The 22,753-nt window shown below is 68.9% G+C and carries 22 protein-coding genes and 3 pseudogenes; 7 read left to right on the forward strand and 18 right to left on the reverse strand.

The annotated features are described in order from the left end of the window. Positions 1-1,019 precede the first annotated feature (1,019 nt). Entirely contained in the window at positions 1,020-2,060 is a 1,041-nt protein-coding gene (locus ACFYZL_RS35375; RefSeq protein ID WP_388684722.1) for a hypothetical protein, read from the forward strand. A 287-nt stretch (positions 2,061-2,347) separates the two neighbouring features. On the opposite strand, the gene ACFYZL_RS35380 is transcribed toward ACFYZL_RS35375, so the two are convergent. From ACFYZL_RS35380 to ACFYZL_RS35395, 4 genes are all read right to left on the reverse strand, one after another. Next, positions 2,348-3,277, reverse strand: a complete 930-nt coding sequence (locus tag ACFYZL_RS35380) for a hypothetical protein (RefSeq protein WP_384754835.1) — start codon at positions 3,275-3,277, stop codon at positions 2,348-2,350. After that, on the reverse strand, positions 3,274-3,519 hold the full coding sequence (locus tag ACFYZL_RS35385; protein WP_384754838.1) for a hypothetical protein: 246 nt from the start codon (positions 3,517-3,519) through the stop codon (positions 3,274-3,276). Before ACFYZL_RS35385 ends, ACFYZL_RS35380 begins: the two co-directional genes overlap by 4 nt. Positions 3,520-3,575: 56 nt before the next feature. After that, on the reverse strand, positions 3,576-4,715 hold the full coding sequence (locus tag ACFYZL_RS35390) for an alpha/beta hydrolase (RefSeq protein ID WP_388684725.1): 1,140 nt from the start codon (positions 4,713-4,715) through the stop codon (positions 3,576-3,578). Positions 4,716-4,892: 177 nt separating this feature from the next. After that, positions 4,893-7,367, reverse strand: coding sequence for a helix-turn-helix domain-containing protein (locus tag ACFYZL_RS35395; RefSeq protein WP_388684728.1), 2,475 nt, complete (start codon positions 7,365-7,367; stop codon positions 4,893-4,895). A gap of 153 nt (positions 7,368-7,520) precedes the next feature. Here ACFYZL_RS35395 and ACFYZL_RS35400 point away from each other — a divergent pair, with 153 nt between their 5' ends. Both ACFYZL_RS35400 and ACFYZL_RS35405 read left to right on the forward strand, forming a co-directional pair. Then, the gene (locus ACFYZL_RS35400) at positions 7,521-7,748 is read left to right on the forward strand and encodes a hypothetical protein (protein WP_345504208.1); all 228 of its coding nucleotides are present in this window, start codon (positions 7,521-7,523) and stop codon (positions 7,746-7,748) included. Between the two features lie 309 nt (positions 7,749-8,057). Beyond that, entirely contained in the window at positions 8,058-8,372 is a 315-nt protein-coding gene (locus tag ACFYZL_RS35405) for a hypothetical protein (RefSeq protein ID WP_345504206.1), read from the forward strand. A gap of 468 nt (positions 8,373-8,840) precedes the next feature. Here the strand turns inward: ACFYZL_RS35405 and ACFYZL_RS35410 are convergent, their stop codons facing one another. From ACFYZL_RS35410 to ACFYZL_RS35425, 4 genes are all read right to left on the reverse strand, one after another. Then, positions 8,841-9,218, reverse strand: coding sequence for a helicase associated domain-containing protein (locus tag ACFYZL_RS35410; protein WP_388684731.1), 378 nt, complete (start codon positions 9,216-9,218; stop codon positions 8,841-8,843). A gap of 90 nt (positions 9,219-9,308) precedes the next feature. Next, positions 9,309-9,608, reverse strand: a complete 300-nt coding sequence (locus tag ACFYZL_RS35415; RefSeq protein WP_345504202.1) for a hypothetical protein — start codon at positions 9,606-9,608, stop codon at positions 9,309-9,311. Positions 9,609-9,916: 308 nt separating this feature from the next. Beyond that, complete coding sequence (locus ACFYZL_RS35420; RefSeq protein ID WP_384754853.1) at positions 9,917-10,399, reverse strand: DUF6233 domain-containing protein; 483 nt, start codon at positions 10,397-10,399, stop codon at positions 9,917-9,919. Between the two features lie 20 nt (positions 10,400-10,419). Further along, the gene (locus ACFYZL_RS35425) at positions 10,420-10,548 is read right to left on the reverse strand and encodes a hypothetical protein (protein WP_384754856.1); all 129 of its coding nucleotides are present in this window, start codon (positions 10,546-10,548) and stop codon (positions 10,420-10,422) included. Between the two features lie 51 nt (positions 10,549-10,599). Between ACFYZL_RS35425 and ACFYZL_RS35430 the strand changes: the two are divergent. Together ACFYZL_RS35430 and ACFYZL_RS35435 are read left to right on the forward strand one after the other, a co-directional pair. Next, positions 10,600-10,683, forward strand: a pseudogene (locus tag ACFYZL_RS35430) (hypothetical protein); the annotation flags it as partial. Between the two features lie 94 nt (positions 10,684-10,777). Continuing rightward, the gene (locus tag ACFYZL_RS35435; protein ID WP_384754859.1) at positions 10,778-11,134 is read left to right on the forward strand and encodes a S8 family serine peptidase; all 357 of its coding nucleotides are present in this window, start codon (positions 10,778-10,780) and stop codon (positions 11,132-11,134) included. A 258-nt stretch (positions 11,135-11,392) separates the two neighbouring features. Here ACFYZL_RS35435 and ACFYZL_RS35440 read toward each other — a convergent pair whose 3' ends face one another. Next, positions 11,393-12,610 (reverse strand): hypothetical protein, encoded by a 1,218-nt coding sequence (locus tag ACFYZL_RS35440; RefSeq protein WP_388684735.1) that lies wholly within the window; start codon positions 12,608-12,610, stop codon positions 11,393-11,395. Positions 12,611-12,776: 166 nt separating this feature from the next. After that, complete coding sequence (locus ACFYZL_RS35445; protein ID WP_388684738.1) at positions 12,777-13,166, reverse strand: hypothetical protein; 390 nt, start codon at positions 13,164-13,166, stop codon at positions 12,777-12,779. A gap of 533 nt (positions 13,167-13,699) precedes the next feature. Here ACFYZL_RS35445 and ACFYZL_RS35450 point away from each other — a divergent pair. Next, positions 13,700-14,005 (forward strand): hypothetical protein, encoded by a 306-nt coding sequence (locus tag ACFYZL_RS35450; RefSeq protein WP_384759363.1) that lies wholly within the window; start codon positions 13,700-13,702, stop codon positions 14,003-14,005. 658 nt (positions 14,006-14,663) lie between these two features. Here the strand turns inward: ACFYZL_RS35450 and ACFYZL_RS35455 are convergent. From ACFYZL_RS35455 to ACFYZL_RS35475, 5 genes and pseudogenes are all read right to left on the reverse strand, one after another. Continuing rightward, positions 14,664-15,543: pseudogene (locus ACFYZL_RS35455) on the reverse strand (IS5 family transposase). A gap of 53 nt (positions 15,544-15,596) precedes the next feature. Beyond that, positions 15,597-16,190, reverse strand: a complete 594-nt coding sequence (locus ACFYZL_RS35460) for an RICIN domain-containing protein (RefSeq protein WP_388684741.1) — start codon at positions 16,188-16,190, stop codon at positions 15,597-15,599. Next, positions 16,190-16,840, reverse strand: coding sequence for a hypothetical protein (locus tag ACFYZL_RS35465; protein WP_388684744.1), 651 nt, complete (start codon positions 16,838-16,840; stop codon positions 16,190-16,192). The genes ACFYZL_RS35460 and ACFYZL_RS35465 overlap by 1 nt, the downstream gene beginning before the upstream one ends. A gap of 235 nt (positions 16,841-17,075) precedes the next feature. Beyond that, complete coding sequence (locus ACFYZL_RS35470; RefSeq protein WP_388684746.1) at positions 17,076-19,487, reverse strand: AAA family ATPase; 2,412 nt, start codon at positions 19,485-19,487, stop codon at positions 17,076-17,078. Positions 19,488-20,367: 880 nt separating this feature from the next. Continuing rightward, positions 20,368-20,628: a hypothetical protein gene (locus ACFYZL_RS35475; RefSeq protein WP_388684748.1), complete on the reverse strand. Its 261-nt coding sequence runs from the start codon at positions 20,626-20,628 to the stop codon at positions 20,368-20,370. Between the two features lie 91 nt (positions 20,629-20,719). Between ACFYZL_RS35475 and ACFYZL_RS35480 the strand changes: the two are divergent. Further along, positions 20,720-20,905: pseudogene (locus tag ACFYZL_RS35480) on the forward strand (helix-turn-helix transcriptional regulator); the annotation flags it as partial. Positions 20,906-21,017: 112 nt separating this feature from the next. Here ACFYZL_RS35480 and ACFYZL_RS35485 read toward each other — a convergent pair. From ACFYZL_RS35485 to ACFYZL_RS35495, 3 genes are all read right to left on the reverse strand, one after another. Beyond that, a complete protein-coding gene (locus ACFYZL_RS35485) occupies positions 21,018-21,407 on the reverse strand; it encodes a hypothetical protein (RefSeq protein ID WP_388684860.1) in 390 nt (129 codons plus the stop codon). Between the two features lie 550 nt (positions 21,408-21,957). Continuing rightward, on the reverse strand, positions 21,958-22,080 hold the full coding sequence (locus ACFYZL_RS35490) for a hypothetical protein (RefSeq protein WP_388684751.1): 123 nt from the start codon (positions 22,078-22,080) through the stop codon (positions 21,958-21,960). After that, complete coding sequence (locus tag ACFYZL_RS35495) at positions 22,071-22,673, reverse strand: hypothetical protein (RefSeq protein ID WP_388684753.1); 603 nt, start codon at positions 22,671-22,673, stop codon at positions 22,071-22,073. Before ACFYZL_RS35495 ends, ACFYZL_RS35490 begins: the two co-directional genes overlap by 10 nt. Positions 22,674-22,753 lie beyond the last annotated feature (80 nt).

The following is a 22,753-nucleotide window of genomic DNA, read 5'->3' on the forward strand; positions in this document are numbered from 1 at the left end:
AACGCCACACCCCCACAGCAAACCTGCAGGTCACACAACGCAGCATCCACTGAAAACGAAACGCCAAAGCACTGAAGAACCACCGCCGAATAGCAGCCAGACCCCGAGCTCAAGACTCCGCAGGCCAGAGAGCCGGCCCGTCCGCCTACTGGGCAGATTCAGTGAGCCAGCACAGCCACACTCGCTCAGAAGACTGCTCACACCCCGTGGTCCACGACAACTGAGCCCGACGACTGAATCTAGAACCCAAGCGGTGGGCAACTGTGTGCGATGCGTGCCAGGTTCCTGTGCACTGCGTGCACGCACCAAACCACGCACTGGCCGGGGACGGCCGGGCGCTGCGCGCCGGTGACGGAGCGTGAGACCCCGCGCTTCGTGCAGGACGGGCTGGCGCCCGCTTCGTGGGCTTCGGCCTCGGAGTCTTTCGCTTCGCTCCAGACTCCTGGTTGAGCCGCTTCGCGTCTCAACTCTGAAGGACAGAACCCCGTGTACGCGATGTCCACGCGGTTCTACGCTGCTTGGCCGGCCGAGAGGGCCCCACGGCACCCACGTCAAGGTTCACGCCCCCACACCCACCGACGCTGCCGCGTCCACGCCCTGCCCGCCTGGGCCCACACCCTCTTCAGGGCAGCACACCACCACCATCAAGACACCGGCCGTCCCCCGACCAGCCCCCTCCACCCCCTCATCACCACCCGTAATGCCGCCACCCTCACCGAACACGTCGACGCCATACACATCCGTCTACCCCACTGACATCCCACCGGCCCGGGCCCAGCGGTGCAGACAGACGGCGAGACCTCCCGGCGCCAGGAAACACGCCGATGTTGCTGGCCAGGTTGAGGTAGACCAGCGACGGTCAGGCAAGACCAGGCATGACGGGCCGCTGGCCTTCAGCGCGTGGACTTGACTGCGACGGTGAGAACTGACGGGTCTGTCTCAAGCCTGGGCATCCGCTTCACCGGATCGTCCCAGTGCGCCTGCTGACGGCCCCAGGGACGGCCGTAGACTCGCGCGCCATGGAAGAGATCTTCAGGCTCGGAGAGATCAGCTGCCCGTCAGGCACTCTGGTCGTCGTTGACGGCGGCCATCTGGGGACGTGGAGCGGAGCACGTTCGCCGGCGGAAATCGATCCTGCTCTGCTTGGTATTGACGATCCGGCGATGGCTGCCGAAGTACGCAACTCAGTCGACTTTGCCGTGGTCGGCCCAGACGCCTCGGCCGCGGCCCGCACCTTCGACCGGCAGCCAGGTGCCGTGCTCCACGACATACCCCCCTCCCGCGCAGGGAAGCTTGAGTCGATGTTCGACGAGCACTGCCGGACCACACGGCTGGACGCCCGCTTGGCGGCGTTGCCCAGCCGCGAACCACATGCCCAACGCGCGCGCCGTACCGCCGCTCAAGGCGGCGGCGGTTTCCTGATGTTCGGGGTGCCCGTCGTCGCAGTAGGAGGGGTGCCCACCGATCGTCACCTGCCGGTGCTGGCTTCACGGGTCGACCACGGCGAGGGCGTCGGGCCGCGCTGGTCTGAGATATCGGTGCGGATGAGCGAAGCCACACCGCAGTCATCCGTGCGTCTGGGTGAGGTCGGCGTCGACTGGGCCCGCGTGCTCTTCGGCGATACAGACGCCCTGAACGCCTGGCAGCACGACGAGCCCATCGACGGCCTGGCCGACGTCGCATTCTGGGGCGCTGCCGCAGAGGAAGCCGCCACGAAGTTTTCGACACCGGAACTGGGCGAACCCGGCGAAGCCGGTGTCCGCGGATGGGCTGGGCTGCCCGTGGCGCAGGCCTGGGAGAAGGCCCGCGCTGTGCAGAGCTGGAAGGAGGAGACCGGGCGGCGCATGATGGTGGACTTTTGCCCTCATTCCCATCACTGGCAGATCATGCGACAGGTTCGTGCCTCTGAAGTCGAGGCCGGAACCGTGGACATCGGCGACGCCCGACTGCTCTGCGCAATGACCAGCTGGGGCGACGGCTACTTCCCCGTGTTCGCCGACCTGGACGCCTCTGGCGCCATGGTCGCATTGAGGGTGAGCTTCACCGACGCGAACGAGTAGCAGTCCTCCCCATGACGGCTTGAGACGCAAGGGAATGCTGACTGACGGCGCTGGCCCACGCCAACCCGATCTGCACCAAAACGACCAGCACAAACGCCAGACATGACAGCACCAAATCGGCACCTCACGTCAGTACCGAACACCCACGCCTACCAGCGGAAACCACACCCAGACCACTGACAAAAACCTGCCGAAAACCACCGACAGAACCATGCAGATCATCAACTAGAGACCATAGCCGACGGAGCCCGGCCGATCGCTTCGGCAGGGACCCGTCCCCCTGTGTGTCAGGCCTTCTTGCGGGCCGTCCTGTAGAGCTCTGCGGTCAGGGCGGCGACCTCCTCCTGCGAGGCGCCTTTGCCGCCGGTCTTCGCCTGCGCCAACTCGAAGACGTTGGCGCCTCCCAGAGTGGAGTAGTCGCACCAGGCGCAGATCGGATACTGGAACTCCGCGGCACCGCCCTTGGGTGCGCCGGCATCCTTGTCGTGCGTGACCTTCACGTCCTGGCATTTCATGAGCGCGCCGTCGAAACCGGCGGGCTTTACGGCCCGGGGGCTTCCGAGCCGCTCCATCTTGAGCCCCCGCGCCTTCCCGTCGCCCTTGAGGCCCTTCTTGGTGACGTTGGCGAAGTAGTTGTCGAGCGCCGTGGCGGGGTCGGGGATGTCGCCGTAGAGGCCGTCGAAGGTCAGGCGCTTGCCGCCCACCTTCGCGGGATCGTTGGGGTCAGTGCTCTCCGCGTTGTAAATGCCGGACGCCGCCTGCGCGTTGTTCACCCCGGCGGCCGCGGCCTCCTGCTTCTGCTCGGCGTTCAGCTCGGCAGGCGCGCTGCCCGGACTCGACTTCGTGTAGGCATCGACCGACTCCGGGGCAACGAGCTTGTAGCCCTTGCTGTCCACGGTGATGTCACCGGTGCTCGCGCCGTCGCTGTCGCCGCCGAGCGCGAAGTATGCTGCGCCCGCGAGCACCGCGAGGGCGACTATCACTCCGGTGATGATCAGGCAGGTCTTCTTCCCCGAGGCCGGCTCTGGGGGCGGGAAGCCACCAGGGAAGCCACCCGGTGCGCCGTACGGGGAGGGCTGGCCGAAGGGGTGGGGCTGCTGGGGCGGGCCCCAGACCTGCTGGCCGAACGGCTGCGGCCCGGAGACGTCAGGCGGGCCGAACACTCCGGCCGGGCCGGGTGGCTGCTGGTCGGACGGTCCGGGCTGATCGCAGCTCATGTGCGCTGCCCCCTGTGCGTACAGGCCCACAGCCGCTGCGCATCCTGCAGAACGACGGTGTCCGGTCCGCAAGCGGCGTGCAAGCCGTCCCAGGCGCCTTTGGCGTGGGTGATGCAGATCAGCTTGTCCTTGCCGGGCGCCAGTCCCGTCATCTTCGACCAGGGAAGCTCTCGATCGACGCCCTTCACCCTGTGTACGAATCCGTCGGTGGCGAGGCGGAGACCGGTACTGGAGTTCACCATGAGCGCACCCTCCTTCTCCAATCTGTCCAATACGTGGTCAGCACGGGTGAGCCCCGTCAGCCCGCCGCGGCGAAGGCGGCTTCGAGGCGCGGGACATAGTCCGCGAAGGCCGGGGCCCAGCACCCGTAGTTGTGGCCGCCGTTGCAGCTCGGGGCCAGCGACGCGCCGTTGCCGTAGTCGATGAGACGGCTGGGAATGCCCAGCTGGTCCAGGCGGGCCTTGAAGGTGTGGGAAGCCGTCGCGGTGTGGACGTCGATGAGGTCGTTGTTGCCCGTGTAAAGCGTGATGCCGGTTCCGGAGAGTTTGGCGAGGTTGACCGGCGCGGCCGGATCGACCGCCTTCAAGACGCGGTCGGCGTCGAAGAACGGGTACGGGGAGCCGAAGATCGCGTCGCTGTCCACATAGGGGCCGTGGCCCGCGCAGTTGCCGGAGCCGGATCCGGACGAGCTGCTCGCGGCGCACCAAGCACCGGCGAGGTTCAGCTCGGTGGCCAGGACGGCCCCTCGGACCTGCCACATACCGAAGTCGATGCCCCCGGAGAGGGCCCCCACGTGACCGAACAGGTCGGGCCGGGCTTGGGCGTAGTGCAGGGAGCCGTAGCCGCCCATGGACAGTCCGACGACGGCGCGGTGGGCGCGGTCGGCGCGCGTATGGAGATTGGCGTCGATGAACGGGACGACCTGGGTGAGGTGGAAGGTCCCCCAGTTCGCTTTCCCTTCGGCCGTGTTCTGCATCAGCCAGTCGGCGTACCAGCCCTTCATTCCCCCGTCCGGGACCACGGTGATCATCGAGTCCGAGTGCAGCGCCGGGGCGGCCGCGACGTCGTTCACGTTGCCGCCACCGCCGTGGAGGAAGTACGTGACCGGCCAGCGGCGGCCGGGGGTGTTGTCGTAGGCGGCCGGGAGGAGGATGCGGATCTGGTGCTTCCCGGAGAGCTGCGGGGTGGTGACGGTGAGGGTGAAGTCGGTGGGGCTGTGCACCTGCGTTTCTTCGCGGAGCACGGACAGACCGTAGCCGTCGCTGAAGTCGGGGACGGCAGCGGAAGCCGGGGAGGCGGCGGCCAGCGGGGCGGAGGTCAGCCCGGTGGCCGATGCGGTCGGTACTGAGGCCGGCACGGCGGCGTGTGCCGCGCCGGCGCCCGCCAGGACGGTGAGCGCGAGGGCCGCGCCGAGTGAGGTGAGGCGCAGGGACGTCATGAGCAAATCCTTCGTCGAGGAGGCTCGCGGCGTGCTGAGCTGCCGCGAGCCGGACGTCTCGATGGTGGTGTCCCCATCCGCCCGGCCAACAGGCCAAGCCACCGGCCATTGGTGACCGGCCTTCGAACGGCCCCCGGTCCGTGCCGTTCCGGGGGCGCCGATGTCGTGTTCGCGTGGTCAGGGGGCGCCGGTCGGCGGCGGTGTGAACGTGGCCGGGGCGAAGTCCCGGTGCCGACCGCGGAACGTACGTCCGAGGTGGTGCTGCAGCCGGACGTGGCGGAACTGGTACACGGCTCCGGTCTGGCGCAGTACCCCTCGGTGGTAGGCGTCGTCCAGGAACGCGGCGGGGTTCCAGGGGAGCCGTCCGGTCAAGGGCAGCCAGACACGTGCGAGCACGATCCACTGGCCCCAGGCGGTGAAGGTGAGCACGTAGGAGGCAGCCCCGCCAAGCCCGCCGGCCGCACCCATGAAGAGATTCTCCCCAACGCCCCAGTTAAGCGGTCCCAACGCACCCCGGAGCAGATGGAGGATCAGGTGCCCGCCGAAGGCGATGGCCACGGTGAACGCCAGAGCGAGGATGAGGAACTGCCGGCCGGCCGTCGTGCGGTTCGAGGCCAGCAGACTGACCGGGGTGGCCGCCGCGGTGACGTCCACGGGTGCTTCGAGCGCGGCCATGAGACCGAAGACGAGACAGCCGGCCGAGCCGAAGATCAGCCCGAGGACCAGCATGTTGATGAAGGTGGCCTCCACCACGTGCGGATCGGTGAGCGCGGTCCCGGAGACCAGCGCGCGTTGGAGGGTGAGGGCGCAAGCGCATCCGACGCCCAGGACGGTTCCGCCGATCAGGCCTTGCCCGGCACGGAAGGTGAAGGTGCGCAGGGGTCTGCGGCCGAGGCCGTCGTGCGCGGGGCGCAGTGTCAGCCGTACGCGGGCCGGTTCGAAGGCCGCTGCGCCGCCGGATCTGTCCGCCATCGCGTAGACGGCTCCGAAGCAGAGTCCTGCGGCGGGTCCCATGAGGCCGCCCCGCAGGAGGAGTTCGCCGACAGAGAGTGGGGTGAGCAGCAGGCCGACCACCCAGTCGATCAGTGTGATGCTCACGGCGGTGGCCAGTGCGAAGACCATGGTCCGCGTCGAGCGCGACAGCGAATCGCCGAGCTGCCACCACGCGAGGTCTTGGCGCTCGCGGTCGAGGCGGACCAGGTGGTGGGCGAGGTGGCCGAGCCAGCGTTCGGCCCGCGCGGGGTCGGCGTACGGCGCCTTGGGCTGTCGGCCGTCTGCGTCCTGTTCGGGGGCGCGGCGTCGGTAGACCGCGGGCACGAAGCCCGCCAGCAGGTGCTCGTCCAGGCTCTTCACGGAGGGGAACCGGGTGGCGTCCAGGAGCTCGGCGGGATCCCGGTCGGGCGTGTCGCTGTACAGGGTGCGGGCGAGGATGACCATGAGCGGGGTCGTCAGCACGGCGGCGAGGTTGATGTGTTCCGACCCCTGGCCTGTGCGCAGTTCCGTGATGACCGCGTCCCACGGCGAGCCGGGCGCGCCGGTGTCGTGGGCGGGGATCGCGCCGGACGTGGGGACGGGGCGGGTCGTGCGGGGCAGGTAGTCGGCGAGGTCTTCGAGGGTGAGGTCGGTCAGCTCGATGCCCCCCGCCCAGACGAGCGGGGCGTGCGCCGCGCTGACCGCCTCGGCGTACTCGTCGCGCCGGCTGGTGAGTACGAGCGGGGAGGAGGTTGCGTTGAGCGCGTCCAGGGCCTCGTGCCTCAGCCCTTCGGCGATCTCGTCGAACCCGTCGAGGACCGGCAGGATGAGGTCGGCGTCGACCAGCGCGGCGGCCAGGGTCGCTCCGCCGGAGCTGCGCCGGGCCAGGTGCGGGTGGTCGCGCAGCAGTCGGCCGATCAGCCAGTCGCGCAGTGCGGTGGTCGAGGGGTCCCAGGAGCCGATGCTGAAGATGACCGGCACGCGGCGGTGCGGCGCCTGGGTCTCCAGGAGGTCCAGGACGAGCCTGATGATGAGGATGGACTTGCCCGAGCCGGCTCGGCCGAGGATCACCAGCCGCCCGGAGGGGATCTTGAGGTAGACCTCGGCCGTGCTCCGCAGGTCGCCGTCCAGATCCACCTCCCGCGCAGTCCCGCCGGGCCCCAGCCGCTGGATGTTCTCCGCCCGGTCGGTCAGCGCGGCGGGCGCCGGCTTCCACCGTACGGGCAGGGGGAACGGGTCGTGGACGCGACGCTGCGCCTCTTCGCGCCGCCAGCGACGCCGGATCTCCGTCGCCAGCTCGTGCGCTGCGTCGGCGAGCGTGGGATGGAGGGGCGGCCCGGCGGGTGGTGCGGGCGCGGGTTCGGGTGCAGGTGGGCGCACAGGTGCGGGTGCGGACACGCCACGGTCGTGGCCGGGGCTGAGGCCGTTGTCCGCACCCACATCGTGGGACGCCGTGGATGAGCTGGTGAGCGTAGCCGCAAGGAGTAGACGGTCTGCGCCTTCCACGCCGAGCGCGTCCGCGAGCAGATTCACCGTATCCATTCGGTGGTTGGTGGATCCGCCCTTCTCCAGCCGGCGAATGGTGCGCACGCTGACCCCGGACCGCTCGGCCACCTGCTCCTGCGTCAGGCCCGCTTTGTCGCGCAGCTTGCGTAGCAACGTGCCGAGGCCCTCTGTCATCCGGCATCTCTCCTGATCCACCAGTACGAACAGCTGGTGAGCCTACCCGTGGCCGCCGGTCACCAATGGCCGGGTGTCTGACCTGTACAAGAACCATGGCCGAGAACAACGTTGAGGTCCGTGCCCCTACGGACGTCACAGCAAGGAGGCGACGTGGCCAACCGCTTCTGGTGCGGAGAGTGCACTTTCAAGACGCCCTGGGTCGACCGTTCCGAGGGGGTGCGCCGGCAGATGGAGCACTACGGCCGCAAGCACCCCGGCATGCACCCCGTCGGCCAGGTCGAGACCCGAAGGCGCGGCCCTTCCACGCACAAGGTGTGCCTGCTGCTCACAGCGGGCGCCCTCATCCTGCTCACCGTGGTGACCACGTGTCGCCATTGAAGGCTTGCGGTCCCCTGCCCATAGGCCGCCGTCGACGGCGGCCGGGCTGCGTCCCCTCCGGCTGGGGGCGTTGCTCCCTTTCTGGGTCCGCGCGAAGAAGGTGCTGACCCTCAAGAAGTGCTGACCCTCAAGTACCTTTCATCATCAGGAGGTTGGTTCATGTCACACCTGCCCGTTCCCCCGCGCCTTGGCGGTCGTTCCGGTCCCCCCGTTCGGCGGCGCCCTGGTACCGCTACAGCGGCGGGAAGTCTCGGTATTGCGTACGGTCTCGTGGTGGGGTGCGCTGGGGTGTCTGGAATGGTGTGGGGCTTGAGCGCATTCGGCGAGGTGGGCTGGCTGGTCTTCCTCTGCGCCTTCGTCATCCCGTTCGGTGTTGCCCTGGTGCGCAACGGGGCCAAGGTGCTGTCGGGTGAGCCGGAGGCGGGCCCTCGGCTGAGCCAGCTGCTAATGGTGCCGGCCGGCCTGTCCGGCGTCGCGATCGGTTCCATGGTGGCCCAAGCGGACTTGGACACCAGCCAGGCGCAGAACCAACTGACCGGCTTCATCGCGGCCTTCGTACTCTCGGCCGCAGCGATCGTCCTGACCGAGGCACGCTCCACGAAGGCATACCTCGGGTTGCTCTAACACCCCGGCGCAACCGGCGAGCACCCGCTCGCCCACCGCCTACGCCTCGCGCCTCTGGCCGGTGCGGTCTGCTGCCGGTGGGCGGGAACGGCGGCTTCCGTCGGTGCCTGCTGTCCGGAGGCCGCAGCGGCGGGCATCGTGGTGGAGCGGGAGCGGGCAGCCGTCGGGGACGCGCGGACCCGGGAGGCGGGCGCGGCCGGCGCCGAGGGCGGTGTCGTCAGGGAGTGCAGGGTCGCCTCCACGAGCCGCCCGCCCGTGGTGGAGGACGGGCCGTCCTGCCAAGTGGTATCGGCCTTCCCAGGCGAACCAGGTGCGCGGCGCGGAGACCGGTGCCGCCCTGGTCGCGGCTCTGGTCCGAAGCCGACACCATGAACACGAAGACCCCGGTGGCCTAAGGCCACCGGGGTCGTTTTCACAGCCCCACGTCGACAACCACCACGTCGCCGCCATGCACACCTTCAACGTCGCTCAACACTGGGTGGCCAGCCACCGTCCGACGTCTTCCCCGTGCCGGGTCACCCCGGGGGTGATGGCGGTCAGGCGGGCGCCTTCCTCCAGGAGCTGGGCGAGGTAGGCGTAGTGGCGTTGCCAGTCCACCGTCCACCCGTGGTTGTCGTCGCTCGGGTTCCAGTCCTCGTCGATCGCGGCGAGCGCGGCCGCCCGGCGCCCGGCACGCACCGGGTCCTTCCCGAGTCCGTCGGGCCGGCGGATGGTGGTGAGCCACTGCCCGACCGGGCGGTCGAGGGCGGTGGCGTGCCGGGGCGCGGCCAGCGTCCCGTGTTGCTCATAGTAGGCGCGGGCGGCGGCGAGGTTCTGGTCGAAGCCGGCGTACGCGGTGTCCCACACGATCCCGAGCTACTGGCCCTTGCGTTGTTGACGACCAGCGAACACCACATCTCGGGCCGCCTGGGCGGTCCGGGGCCCCGGACCGGGACTTTAGTCGCGGTAGTTCGAGACGACGTTGGCGATGGCCAAAATGGCGCACACGCCGAGCACTCCGGCGCCCCCGAGGACGATCCACCCGAAGCGGTGATCTTCAGATGCTTGTTCGTCCGCGTCACGGCTTGTGATGTGCCCGTTGACGGTGGTCGAGCAGGTGCTACCCGACTGCATCGACTCGCCGCCGCATTCGCCTTCAGAGTTGATCTGGTTCAAGCCCCACAGGCCGATCAGGAACGTGAGGATCACCAGGAACCCCGCACACCCGAGATCCCCGCCCTTGCTCTCTTGCGCCATCACAGTCACCCCTCGATCTACGGATTTCTCTTCGGATTCGGGTCGCATCATCATGACGGCGGGCGACGTCCCGCCCTTCGGCTCTCTAGGAGGTCCTGTGCGGGGGTGTTCTCTCTGCCTGAAGCCATGACTTCCTGCCCTTCCATCTGTAGGTGTGGGGTTTCCGGTCACGAGGGTGGTCCGGGCCAGGGCGGCAGTACAGGTCGCGCAGCCGGTCATTTGTGACCGGCGGCCACGGGACGTTCGGCTGGCCGGGTCCTGCGGGGTCTGCTGCCGGCCCAGCCGCGCCGGCACGGCCCGCCAGCTCTTCAGAGGCGCCTGCACGCCGTTCCCAACGGCCATGGCTCCGGCTGGTCGACGGTGACCTCCTCACCGTTCCCGCGGTCGCCGTGCAACGCTGCGGCGGGGGCTTTGCCGTAGATCGCGTTGAGCAGCCCGAGCGAGGGCCGGCCGTCGGCGAGGGCCTGGTCCGCGAGGACGCCCGGCGATACCGAGGCAGGCCCCCCTCGTATCCCAGGCTGCTCGCGGTCCGCATGGACCAGATCCACGAACCCGGGCGGCACCGGTCTCCTCGCCGCGCACCTGGCCCGCGTCGGCGACAACACCACCCTGGAAGGACGGCCGAGGGCGGTGTCGGGGTGGTAGGCGGGAGAGGCGGTCACACCCTCGGCCAGGAACCGGCGGACCTGTTCAGGGGCTGCGGGGACGCAGCGCTTGCCGCTGTCCCCGCAGGCCCGGGTGTGGACGCGGCCGGGAGCTGACCGACGCCGATCCCGCGCCTGACCAGCCACGTGGGTGGATAGGGGGCCGGCTACTGTCGGATGGCGGCGGCCTCGCGCTCCTCAGCGGCGGCAAGTGCCTGCTCCGTGCGGCTGAGTTCGCCGCGCAGGTAGGTGACCAAAGTCCGCAGCCGGGGCAGGTCGGGCGGCAGGACGGACACGCTCGGCCCCGTACTGCGCCCTCACCGGACCAGGACGGCAACGGCCGGGGCACCCACCTGGCCGGGATCGCGGCCGGCAGCCATTTCGGCGTCGCGAAGAAGGCACACGTGATCGCGGTGAAGGTCGCTCACGACCACACCGGCTTCAGCCCCAAAGACCTGATCAAAGGCCTGGAGTTCACAGCCCGGCAGGCAAAGGAGACCGGCCGCCCCTCGGTTGCCCTGATCGGTGCGTGCGGGCCGAAGAACGACGACGTCGACGCCGCGGTCACCTCGGCCATCAGGGCCGGGGTCTTCACTGTCGTCTCGCTCGAACTTCGGCCCAGCCGTCGACATCTACGCCCCCGGGGAGGGCATCATCTCCACCTCCATCGGCAGCAGCCCTGCCAGCACCTTGTCCGGAACCGCGCAGGCAGCGGCCCACGTCGCCGGCCTGGCCGCCTACTTCCTGACCACACACGCCGAGAGCGGCGCAACCCCTGCCACCATCGGCGACACCAACATCAAACTCGCCAACCACCGAGTACTGCACAACGTCCCCGACCACACGGTCAACCTCCTGGCCAGCAACAACACCGGCCTGTAGCGAGCAGCCAGGAGCAGCTCGCCGCCCTCGGGGTCCAATGGGCCGGCTGAGCTAGATGTACGCCGGGACTTGTGGCGGGACCGGACGGGCGGGCACAGTGCCAGCGCGTTCGGCCGCTGCACGGCTGTGGCGCAGGTTCGCGCAGCGCAGGCCGCCGCCAGGGTGCCATTCCATCACCGGGCCGGCTGCGTCCCCGTGTTCGGCGCACCAGGACACCGGGACCAGGCCCCCGCAGTCGCACCGGCGGCACGCGCACCGCTACCCCGAGCCGGCATACGGGACTCCGTGGCGGACTACCCCGCCCGCCCTCCCCTCCGCGGCTGTGCCCCGCAGGCGGGCCGGCCACGCAAGCGTCACCCGCAGGCCGCCCGACCCCGAACGGAACCGCTCGATCACCCTCATCTCCCCCAGGACCGCCAACGGCGCCGTATTTGGCGCCGTCAGCCGGCTCACCCACGCCCCGAACTCCCCCGCCGCCAGGGCGGCCAGCTCGTCGGCGTCCGCATCGGTAGACCAGCCGGACAACTGGTCCTCTCCTTCGGCGTCGTCGGCCAGGTCCAGCCAGGGTCCGTCGAGGCGGAACGTGCGGCGGCCGGGGCCGACCACGGCCAGCGAGGCCGATGGCATGCCCACGGGCACCTCGATCTTGTCGTGGGCGAGCAGCCAGGCCACGACCGCCGCCTGATCGAACTGCGGGTGCACGTCCGTGCCGCCGGCCGGGGCGGGGAAGTCGGCGTGCCGGCGGCGCCAGCACGCCACCGCGGCCCGGCCCAGCCCAGCCATCCGCGCCACCTCCGCCAGCAGCACCCGGTCCCGGCCCGGGACAACCGGGTCCAGGGCGGCGAGCAGGGAGCGGCGGGCCCGCGCGGGTGGCGCGCACCGCCGCCAGTCGACCCAGGGCCGGACGACGGGAAGCAGGGCGACGTCCTCGGCGAAGTACAGCGGGACCGTGGTCACGCCGCCGTGGCGCTTGTAGTCGATCTCCACCGAGCCGACCGGCGCGACCCAACCCAGGCGCACCACCGCGTCGAAGTCGACGCGGCGCACGCCCAGGCGCCGGGCGGCCTGGTCCGAGCCGAGGGGGACGTGCCGGTCGAGGAGAACCGGCAGGTCCCGGCGGCGGCCGAGGACGGCCACCTGGTCCGGGTGGACGTCGGGGCACTCGGCGTCCCCGCCGAGGCGGACCAGCAGGCCGGCCCCGGCGAGGTGGCCGACCGCCGCGGCGGTCACCCGCGGCCGGCACCGCAACGGCTCCCCCAGGGCCGCCGTCAGCCGGTCCGCCGCCACCCCGGCACCGATCGGCCCCCGCAGCGCCGCGCGCACGGCCTCGGGGTCGGCGGCCTCCACCACCGCCCGCGACCACTGCCCCGGGCCGGCGTCCGCCGGCGGGACCAGGCCCGAGCCGACCGCCCACCGCCAGGCCGCCAGAGGTACCCGCAGCCGGCCCCGCGGCCTGGTTCTCGTCGTAGCTCTCACGTACCGAACGCGCCACGAATCACACTCCGATCACACATCGACCGGCCCGACGATCGGGCCGCGCCGGAAACATTCCGAAAGATCCTGTTTGCTGTCAACAGCCCTGATTTTGGGGCGAGTTGGGAGCACACCGCACAAGCCGCCTACGCGTACGCGAGGGCAAAAATCACCCCTGCGGGGCAGTGCGGGCCGCCCCCGGACGGACGGGGCCGGGGGTGCCGCTGGCGTGGGCACCCCCGGGGGCTCCCGGGCCGCGTGGGCGGCCCCGGGACCCCCGCAGATGCGGCCAGGCGTGCGGCCGTCCGCCTCGCCCCCGGGTGAGCCGTACGGCGGCCTGCGCGACCGCGGCCGCCACCCCCACCGCATCCGCCCACTCCGGCGCCCACGCGGACACCACGACCTGCGCCACCTCCCCGGCGAGCTCCGAGGCCACCCGGCCCACCAGTCGGCGGCCACCGGTCCGGCGGCGGCGCGGGGCCGGCTCCCCGGCGGGCCCGCCCGGCTCCCGCCCGGACTCCTCGCCCGTCGACTCTCCGCCCGTTCCTGTCGTGCCCATGTCAGCTGACTCCTTACGCGAAACCACCGATCACACCTCCGGTCGAAGGTGTGATCCGCACTGTGGAACGCCGAGGGGCTAGCCCCGCAAGTCCCGGATAATCGCAGGCCAGAGCAGGTGTGGACGCAACTCGTACGCGTGCTACACGATCGCCCCCAAGCCCCGCAACCCCGGCCGATGTGACCTGCCCCACACCCGAACTGCGGCTGGTCGAGCTAGTTGTCACCGGCGCCGCTTGGGCACGGCAGTTGTCCCCACCAGAGGCCCGACCCGACCTCTCGTCTCGGCCCGCCGCGAGGGTTCGGGAGGTCTACCGCCGCATGATTCCGCGGGTTGTAATGGCGCCCATGAACTCATGGCTTGCCTGGTTAGGTTTCATAGCCGTCGCCGTTGCCTCGATGCTGGGTCTGCTCATATGGCGGAGATCGCGACTGGCGAACGGGCGAGCCCCGGAACCGTACTCCTACGCGGATCCCCGGGAAGCAGAACAGAGACGGTCTGTCGGTGCGAGCCCCTACGAAACACTGCTCGTCGTGGCCGCGATCAGCCCGTTCGTGACTGCATTCGCGACCAGCCTCGGGGAGCGCCTGGGGACGAGCGTGAAGGTCCGGAGGCAGGCACGGCGTCAGCGCGGCGAGGCCAACAACCTCGTTCTCACGCACCGCGCCCGCGTCACGACGATCGAGGTGGGCACGGGACTCAGTGACGAGGCACAACTGGCGCTGATCGATCTGGACCTGACCCGACCAGAGCTGCGGGGCCACCACCTGCGCTGGAGCGAAGAGGCGGCAGCGTGGCTTCCTGTGCCCGATACGCCTGCATCCGAAGGTGCTTCATGAGGCCGCTGGCAAGGGCGCGGTGACAGGCATCGCGACCAAGTGACTGCCGGCTCGACCAGTCACACGAACGGAGGGGGTGGGGCTGTGCCGCACTCGCCTCGAAATTCGAACGTACGCTCTAATGCGAGGAACATCTTCCGCTCGCCCAGGAGTCCGCCATGCCCACCCCCGAAACTCCCGCCAGACCCCAGCCCGTCACCTGGTCGCCCAGCCAGACCGGGCCGTGCGCGAACGGCCACGCCCCAACCTGCAAATACGGGGCCGGCGCGTCTCCCACGTGTTCGTCATGCAAAGCCGCGCGGCAGGCACAGTACGGGCGCTGAGCGTGTCCATCCTGCCCCCCGACCTGCCTCGGCTGCGGACGCTGGTCACTTACCTGCGCGGTGAGCTCAGCCGCACGGAGGCGGCCTGGCTTTGTTCACGAGAACGGGCAGCAGTTGTTCACCACTTCGGGAGGCAGTCGGTGGATCGCTGTTCGAATGCCGTCGTGAGGGTGGACTGTGGTGGTTCCGTGCTGTTGTGGCGTGACCTGGGCGCGGCAGAGGGCTCTCCCCTGGGTGATGGGCGTAGCCCCCGGAGGTTCTTCGTGGGCAGGGTGGGTACGTGCTCTTGCCGCACTGCCCGCTGGCTGGGGCGGGGCTAGGTTCTGTCCGGCGGATCATTCGCGGAGCCAGAGTCTGATGGCTGCTGTGGTGATGGTGCCGTGGAAGACGTAGGCGCGTTTGTCGTAGCGGGTGGCGACGGCCCGGTGGTGTTTGAGCCGGTTGATAGTTCGTTCGACTTCGTTGCGGCGCTTGTAGAGCTCGTGGTCGAAGCCGGTGGGCCGGCCGCCTTTGCTGCCGCGGCGCTTGCGGTTGGCCCGCTGGTCCCTCGGTTCCGGGATCGTGTGCTTGATCTGGCGTCTTCGCAGGTGGCTGCGGTTGTGGCGTGAGCTGTATGCCTTGTCGCCGCTGACGTGGTCCGGCCTGGTCCGGCGGTGCCCGCCGCCGGGCCGGGCGACGCGGATTCGTGCGAGGACTTCCGCGAACTGGGGTGCGTCGCCCCACTGGCCCGGGGTGACCAGGAGTGCGAGCGGGCGGCAGCCGCCTTCGCCGGCCAGGTGGTTCTTGCTGGTCAGGCCGCCCGGGACCGGCCGAGTCCCTCGTCGGGGCGGTGGTGTCGAGGCGTCGTTCTTTTTTCGGGACCCTCGGGGCGGTCTTGCGGGCCCCGGCCGCGTGCTGGTGGGCCCGGCACGTGGTCGAGTCGACGCCCACCATGCTCCAGTCGAGCCGGCCCGCCAGATCGGTATCGGCCTGGACGGCCCGCAGGATCCGGTCCCATGTGCCGTCGGCGGACCAGCGCCGATGGCGTTCGTAGACCGTCTTCCAGCTGCCGTATCGCTCGGGAAGGTCCCGCCACGGGATCCCCGTCCGTACCCGGAACAGGATTCCGTTGACCACCCACCGGTGGTCGCGCCAGCGTCCGCCCCGCAGACCGGTGGCAGGTAGGTGCGGTTCAAGCCGCACCCACTCCACGTTCGTCAGATCACCCCGCCCCATGCCCGGCTTAACGACCAGACAAGCAGACAGTCACAAGATCCGCCGGACAGGCCCTAGTGGCGGCCGAGCCACTTCTGATTTTCCCCATTCGAGCATGTCCACTGGCGAGCCGGAGCACCGACATCCCTACTCCAATCCGCAATCTCAAGACATTTACCGCTGTGGTAATTCTCGAATACGAGCCTGGATCCTCCATCCTTCCAATGGACCAACCATTTCTGGTTATTCCCTCCCGTGCAGCCCCACTGACGGGCCGGAGCGCCATTGTCGGTACGCCAATCCGCAATCTCAAGACACTTGCCACTGTGATAGATCTTCAACGTACCGGGTTGCGAATCGCTAAACAAAAACAACTGATTCCCGTTTCCCGTGATGCATGGCCATTGGCGAACCGGAGCGCCATTGTCGGTACGCCAATCCGCAATCTCAAGACACTGGAAGCTATGATCGGCCTGGAGATAGTCCCATCCGTCAACCACAGTCGCAGACGCGTAAGACGCCGGAAGACACAACGCCATCACAACGGCCGAAATAACTGCCGCCCCTGCCCGAAGGGCAGATCCAACAACACCAAATCTCACGAACGATCCCCTCACCGTAGCCAGCACCATGCCAGCCGGAAACATCAGAGTCACCTTACTTATCATCAGTAGCGGATCAAAGCGGAGAGAAAGATTCCGGAAATCCGACACGCTCCCCGCTCACGGCACGCCCTCACCGCCCGTCCTTCGGCATCCGCTGCGGGGGGCCGCAATTGGTCCTTGGCCCGCGTGGCGGGCCGGGCTGCCCGCTGGGGAGGAGTGGTGCCGGGCTGCGGTTCCAGGCAGGTGAACCCCCATGCGGCGTCCGGAGCGTTCACCAACCGGCCCGCCGCCCATAGGGCGGCCGTGTCCGGGTCGGCAAGGACCGCGTGCAGAATCTGCTCGACCTCGCGCAGCACCGGCTCACTCACCGTCTGCCCGGCCTCGGCGGCCAGAGCGCGCGCCGTGCGCGCGAGGCGCCCGATCACCACATGCTGGTCATGCGACAGCTTCCGCAACTGCTCGGCATCCAAAGTCCGGTGCGCGGTACGCAGCGCCTCGCCGAGCTGGACGAGGCTGCGCGCCTCCTTCGGCCGGCGGCGGGCCAGCTGCCCCGCCGCCCATGCCGCGACCGTGGGCTTGCGCAGCGCCGCGATAGCGGCGGCAAGCTGCCGTTCCCCGGCCTTGCGGGCCTTGGCCGCGTACTCGTCGCGGGCCGCGGTGAACTCCGAGGGCCGTAGCCCGAACAACTCCACCGCCAGCGACTCCACATCCATGCCCGGAAGTCTCCCTGTCCCGTTTCAAATGATCTGGCCTGTTGACGGTGCTGTGACATGCGGCGACCGGATCAGTTGAGACGCCAGAGTGGTCGGAAGTCGTAGGCGATCTGGCCCCGGAAGGATGTGTGTCTCAGTCGATCTGGTCCGGTTCCACCGTTTCGAACTGAGACTGCGCCCGGGTGGTCGCCCGTCAGATGGCCGGCTGTGACGGGACGGTGTTGAGTTCCGTTGTTCAAGGACGGCGCCAGCGGGCGAAGCGGTGGCGCTGGGCCCACCAGTCCTGGCCAGTCTTCTGCGTCGGGTCGGCCAGGTACCGCCGTACCCGTTCCAAGGGCTCCGCTGCCCAGGTCTCGTCGACGAAGGGGACGAAGAACTTGTCCGCCCGTTGCAGGGCGGTGGCCGCCTCGTCGTGGCGGCCCAGGTGACGCAGAGCCAGACCCAGGTTGATGAGTGCGAACCCGTGCTTGTAGACCTCGCCGGCACGACCGAAGATATCGGCGGCCTTGCCAAGCACCGACGCAGCAAGGGCGGGCTCGGTCACCCCGTCCAGCAGCTCCACGAGGGCATCGAGGGCGTAGTCCTCGCCCTGGAGAGAGCGGTTGCTGTCGAAGACCCTGGCCGCCAGGCCGAGCGCGTCGACGGCGTCATCAATCCGCCCGGCTGCACGCAGGGAGATCCCCCGTCGGACCAGTTGCTCGCCCAGACCGTTCGCGCTTCTGGTCTGGTGAAACTCGTCGGCTGCCAGCCTCCGCGCTGCGGCGGCCCCCTCGTACTGGCCCAGCAAGTGGAGGGCGGTGCCGAGGTTGGCGAGGGCTGTCGCATGAGAGGCGTGGTCCCCGAGCCCCTCGAAGAGTTCGACGGCCCTCGCCTGCCGTTCGATGCTCTGCTTGCCCGGCCGCTCGGCCATGACGGCACTGTTGTTGAGGTGCACCGCCTCCGCACGCGGATCAGAGAGGCCCCGGTGAAGCGCGGCCGCCTGCCAGTGGGCCTCGGAGGCCATCGCCCCGATCTCCGAATGCCATCGCATGGCTTCCGCGACGTCTCTCAGCAAACTGGCCAGCGACGCCAGCAGTCCCGTGAGACCAACCCCCTCGTTCGAAGATGTGGTGTGGGCGGCGGTCGCCAGTAGGTTTGCGCGCTCGGATTCGAGCCAGGTGAGGACCCCCGCCACCTCGGAACGCCGGGCCTCCCCGAAGGGGTCACGGCGCAACAGGCGCTCATGATCCGATCTGGCGGCGTCCCGGAATGGCAGCAGGTGGGGCATCTGTTCGCTGAGGACTTCGACAGCCATCCGGACAGTCGAGCGGAAGTGCTCCCGGAACCGCTCGGTCGCGGTATCGTCCGGATCTGAGCGAGGGTCGAAGTAGATCTCCTCGCCGCGCATCACCGGTGAGTCCAGCCGCAAAATGCCCGCAGCTTGGCGTATTCCGTTGAGATAGAACGTCACCAGCCGCTCCCCGGCCGCCTTGCGCTGCTCAGGTGGGGTGTCAGACGCCAGGCGCTCACTGGAGAAGAGCCGTACTAGATCGTGCAGTCGCCAGCGACCTCGTGTGCCGTCATGGTGCAGCAGATGGGCACGGGCCAGAGACTCCAATACCCGGCGCGACTCCCGCTCGTCCGTGAGGCCGAGTACGGCGGCAGCTTGGGTCGAGATGTCAGGTCCTTGGTGGAGTGCCAGCAGCCGGAACATTTCGGCGACGGGGCCCCTCAGGGTCCGGTAGGACAGGTCGAAGGCTGAACGGATCGACAGGTCCTCCACCTCCAGCTCCGCGAGTCGGGCCCGCTCGTCCTCAAGGTCCCGCGCCAGCTCCGCCAGTGGACGAGAGGGTTCCTCGGCGAGCAACGCTCCAACGATCCGCAACGCCAGGGGGAGGTACCCGCAGAGTCTCGCGATCGCATAGGCAGCCTGCGGGTCTCCGGTGGTGCGGTGGTCGGTTCCGCGGGCACGTCGCAGGATGCCCGCGAGGAGCCCTACCGACGTCTCCTCGTCCAATACGTCCAAATCGAGCAACCGGGCATCCAGGGTGGCCAGGCTATTCCGGGAGGTGACGACTGCACGAGTCCTGCCGTCGACTGGCAGGAGGCTGCGAACCTGTTCGACGCTCGCCGCGTTGTCCAGCACTACGGCCAGAGCCTGGCCGTCTCGCGCGTAGGCCGTAAGAATGGAGGCGTATAGGCGTGAGCGGTCGTCGGGACGTGGCGGGATGTGTTCGGCCGGCACGCCGAGCGCCCGTAGTATGCCGTCGAGGGCTTGACCCGGCGTCAGCCGCCTTGGCCCGTCGTAGCCGTGTAAATCGACGAAGAGTACGCCCCCTGGGCACCAGCCGCGATGCTGGGCCGAGCGCACGGCCTGGACGGCCAGTTCCGTCTTACCTACTCCCGGCAGGCCCGTGACCACAGACAACGCCGTCCGGCTCGTCGAACGAGGGTCGAGGACGTCCAGTAAGACGTTCAACTCTGCCTCCCGGCCTATGAACTCCGAACTGCCGGCAGGCAGTGCCGACAGCGCCGGGATGACCTCAGCGGGCAGTTGCACCGTGATGTCTCGACCCTGGATCACCGCATGAAAGAAGATGCCGCCGCTGATCCTGTTCGATATCGACTCGCTCACGCCGTCCTCGCCGAACGCGTCCGGCTCGGCCATGCCGTCAGCCTTCTACCGGCGGCGCATTGGCGCCGGGGGCAGGCGGGGGCGGGGCAGTGGAGGAGACTCCAGAGAAATCCCGGCCCTGCAGCACCGGACCGGAGAAGGTCCCACCACTGATCGTGTTGTGCACCTCACCGTCACCGGTGCGCACCAGCCGCGCCTGCTCGTGCCATCGCTGCAAACCAGCAGAGAAATCTGCGTCCAGCACGGCCCGGACTGCCAAGACGGTGCTCAGGACCTGCGCGCGGGCCGGATCTGTTGGCGCCTCCGCTAGCCTGGTCAGCTCGGCCTCCCCGGAGCTGACCGCCGGAGCATTGGGGGAATCTCCCTGACCAGACCGGAACGGGCGCCGTACCAAGGCGCTCAGCCCTGACCAAGCCTGCCGTCCGGCCTCACCACCGGCACCGCCTGCCAGCGCCGCCAGCAGCGCCACCGAGACTGGATCCACCCCACACCGCCCTCCGCGTCCAGACCCTCACCGGGATTGGACACGCTACGAGAATGGGCGGTTTCACGAAAGCCAATCAAACAATCCCATCCTGCCCCGGGGGCGTTGTCGGCGCGCTCACGCCAGTCACCAGTGACAGCGCCGCACGCGAGCCCCAGTGGCCCCTGTACCCATTGGCGAAGGCTGCCTCCCCGCCGGCAGGTGCCCTGGCGGACCAGACCATCTGTGACGCGGAACGAGTCGGACCAGATCATTTGAGACCGGGCCTAGATCAACTGAGACAGGACAATGTCCTTTCGCGTCAGCCCCCTCTCTTCCAGCTGTCTCGTCTCAGTGAACCTAGTCGCCGTCTCACGCTTCTTTGCCCGGCGCGTGGCTTGCCCAGCCTGAGCTCGTTGACCAGGTGTGGACGACGACAAAGCAGGATCATCAGCGCTCGTAGTGGCCGAGGGCCTGTTGCGAGCAGAGTTCCAACGGCAGGTGATGGCGGATCCACAGCAGGCGCTGGAGACCGTCAACCGGCTCGTGCTGGGAATGCACACCGCCGTGTCGACGTCGGCTATCGACGCAGCCCTGAAAAGTGGCGTGAGCTGGCACGGCATCGGTCGCGCACTCGCCTCGCTGGAAGGCGCCGGCCTGCTCATGCGGCAGGCAGCATTGCTCCTCGTGGGGGTGGTCGGTGGCGTTCATGGTGCACCCCGTTCGCGGGTCGGGCTGGCGCCTTTACTTTCGGCCCGCGAAAAACCCCGGGCAGGGGCAAAGCCGGGGGCAAGATGTCCCCATGGACATCGGGGAGTTGGTCCGCGACCTGCGCACCGCGCACGGTTGGTCGCAGGCCCGTCTGGCCGATGAGATCAACCGCGACCACGGGACGGCGCTGACGCGCGAGTACGTGGCCCGGTGGGAGCGCGGGAAGTACGCGCCACGGGGTTTCTATCTCGCGGCGCTGTCCCGGGTGCTCGATGTGTCGGGGCACCGGGCAGGCCCGTGGCTCCGCGGATTGAGGCCCGCTCCGATGAACGAAGGGGCAGTGTCCTCTCGGTGGAGTACCGCCCCTTCGTTCGTGTTTCGCGGCCGCGTCAGGGGGTGTGGACCACGTCCAGGTTGGTCGTCTTCGCGCAGATCGCGAAGGCCTGGAGCGTTCCCGGGTTGGTGGTGTCACTGTTCGTGGCGTAGGCCCACCACGACTCTGCGCCGTTGGGCCTGCTCACCGAGAGGTTGTAACGGTGGACGTATGAATTCCCGGCCTTCACCTCGGCTCCGCCGCCCGTGAGGACCTGCCCGGCCGGACAGGTCGCCGTGACCCCCACCGCACCGGCATAGCCGTTGCCGGGCGACACGGGAATCGTGACAATCGGGCTGTAGACGATGTTCATCGTTCCGGCAGCTGACGCGAAACCGGTCGAGTTGACCAGCATCGTCGCAGCCGCTGCTGCTACAAGGCCGAACTTCACCGAACGCTTGACCACTGAGCTCTCCTTGCTCTTCTTCGTCGAGGGAGGAGCCCTGCGCTCAGCGGGACTCGTCAACCCATCTGCACTCCACAGATTCCACCCAGAGTTCGATTTGCACACTACTGTACGTAATTACACTCGTTTGTGATCAAGGTGGTATCCAGCACCGCGGGAACAACAGCAGGCCCCACAGAGATCAAATCGAGTGGAATCACTGACTCTCTGTCACCATGGCGCTGTCCCTCGGCAGCCTGCTCAACTGGGTGCACCACACCCGAACGCCATGCGCCCAGACGGCTGAAAGGACGGCCGAAACAAGGCCCCCGTGACGATCGCGCCGCGCAGAGGACCGCTCGCGTGTCGCGGCGCTGCGCGCAGTCCTGGCAGCGGACGCAGTCGGGCGGGGCGGTAGAGCGGCCGGGCGGAACAGCTTCAAAGCTCACTGTGGGCGTGGGTGTGGTCGGTGGTCATCTGGTGCCTATTGTCGGCGTACACGCGAACGTACCCCGCCGCGGACAGGTGAACGTGCTCAGCGTTCGGGTACTCCTGCTCGTGGGCAGCGCCGTTACAGAGCCCAGATGTGAAGGGCGTGGTCGAAGTTGGACACGGTGTACCAGGTGCCGTCTCCGACAGCCTTGGGAAGGCCGGGCACCTCGAAGGGATAGGTGATCTGGTCGATCAGCTGCATGTGGACCGCGGCGACGAGCCAGTGCCGAACCCCTCGTCGCTCTCGACGGTCCCGACCAGCAGGGTGTTTTCGTCGACGAAGCCGCCCTCGTAGTCAAAGAATGCCTGCGCCTCGTCATCCGTGGTCTCCTCCTTGAACACGGGATGCGGGGGAAGCACGTCCGCGTTCAGTTCGGCCACGATGGAGCCGTCGGCGGCCAGATGAACGGCGAGAACGTCCTGGTCATGGGTCACTGTGAGCAGACGATCTCCGCTCGGGCTCACCCACAGCAGGACACGGTCCTCGTCGCCGAAGCTGTGGACAATGAGGGCGTGACCGTCCCACTTCCCCCAGCGCAGGGGTGATCCGTCCTGGCCTTCTCCGATGGTCAGACCCATCTGGCCGGGGTCCGGATGTGGAACGTGGACGGAGCCCACCGCAGCCGTGCGAGTCTGGGTGCGGGCCAGCACCGCGCCGTCGGCGGCGTCGATGACCAGCCACTCTTCCCCACGGTCGCTGTCCGGGGCGTCGTGCTCCAGAGGACCGTGAACATGGGCCCACACAGTCTTCCCCTCCGAGGAGAAGCCAGCCGAGCCACGGTTGGCAGTGGGCAAGCAGCCATGCGCCAACGTCGGCCCGATCGAACCCCGGATGCACATCCGTCCCGCCGGTCGGGGTCGGGAAGTCGGGGTGA

This window comes from Streptomyces sp. NPDC001717 (genome assembly GCF_042892775.1).
Lineage (GTDB): Bacteria > Actinomycetota > Actinomycetes > Streptomycetales > Streptomycetaceae > Streptomyces.

Coding starts and splice junctions, on each gene's coding strand:
- ACFYZL_RS35375 (WP_388684722.1), top strand. CDS start 1,020: ATGGAAGAGATCTTCAGGCTCGGAGAGATCAGCTGCCCGTCAGGCACT.
- ACFYZL_RS35380 (WP_384754835.1), bottom strand. CDS start 3,277: ATGAGCTGCGATCAGCCCGGACCGTCCGACCAGCAGCCACCCGGCCCG.
- ACFYZL_RS35385 (WP_384754838.1), bottom strand. CDS start 3,519: ATGGTGAACTCCAGTACCGGTCTCCGCCTCGCCACCGACGGATTCGTA.
- ACFYZL_RS35390 (WP_388684725.1), bottom strand. CDS start 4,715: ATGACGTCCCTGCGCCTCACCTCACTCGGCGCGGCCCTCGCGCTCACC.
- ACFYZL_RS35395 (WP_388684728.1), bottom strand. CDS start 7,367: ATGACAGAGGGCCTCGGCACGTTGCTACGCAAGCTGCGCGACAAAGCG.
- ACFYZL_RS35415 (WP_345504202.1), bottom strand. CDS start 9,608: ATGGCGCAAGAGAGCAAGGGCGGGGATCTCGGGTGTGCGGGGTTCCTG.
- ACFYZL_RS35445 (WP_388684738.1), bottom strand. CDS start 13,166: ATGGGCACGACAGGAACGGGCGGAGAGTCGACGGGCGAGGAGTCCGGG.
- ACFYZL_RS35460 (WP_388684741.1), bottom strand. CDS start 16,190: ATGATAAGTAAGGTGACTCTGATGTTTCCGGCTGGCATGGTGCTGGCT.
- ACFYZL_RS35465 (WP_388684744.1), bottom strand. CDS start 16,840: ATGGATGTGGAGTCGCTGGCGGTGGAGTTGTTCGGGCTACGGCCCTCG.
- ACFYZL_RS35470 (WP_388684746.1), bottom strand. CDS start 19,487: ATGGCCGAGCCGGACGCGTTCGGCGAGGACGGCGTGAGCGAGTCGATA.
- ACFYZL_RS35475 (WP_388684748.1), bottom strand. CDS start 20,628: ATGAACGCCACCGACCACCCCCACGAGGAGCAATGCTGCCTGCCGCAT.
- ACFYZL_RS35490 (WP_388684751.1), bottom strand. CDS start 22,080: ATGCAGCTGATCGACCAGATCACCTATCCCTTCGAGGTGCCCGGCCTT.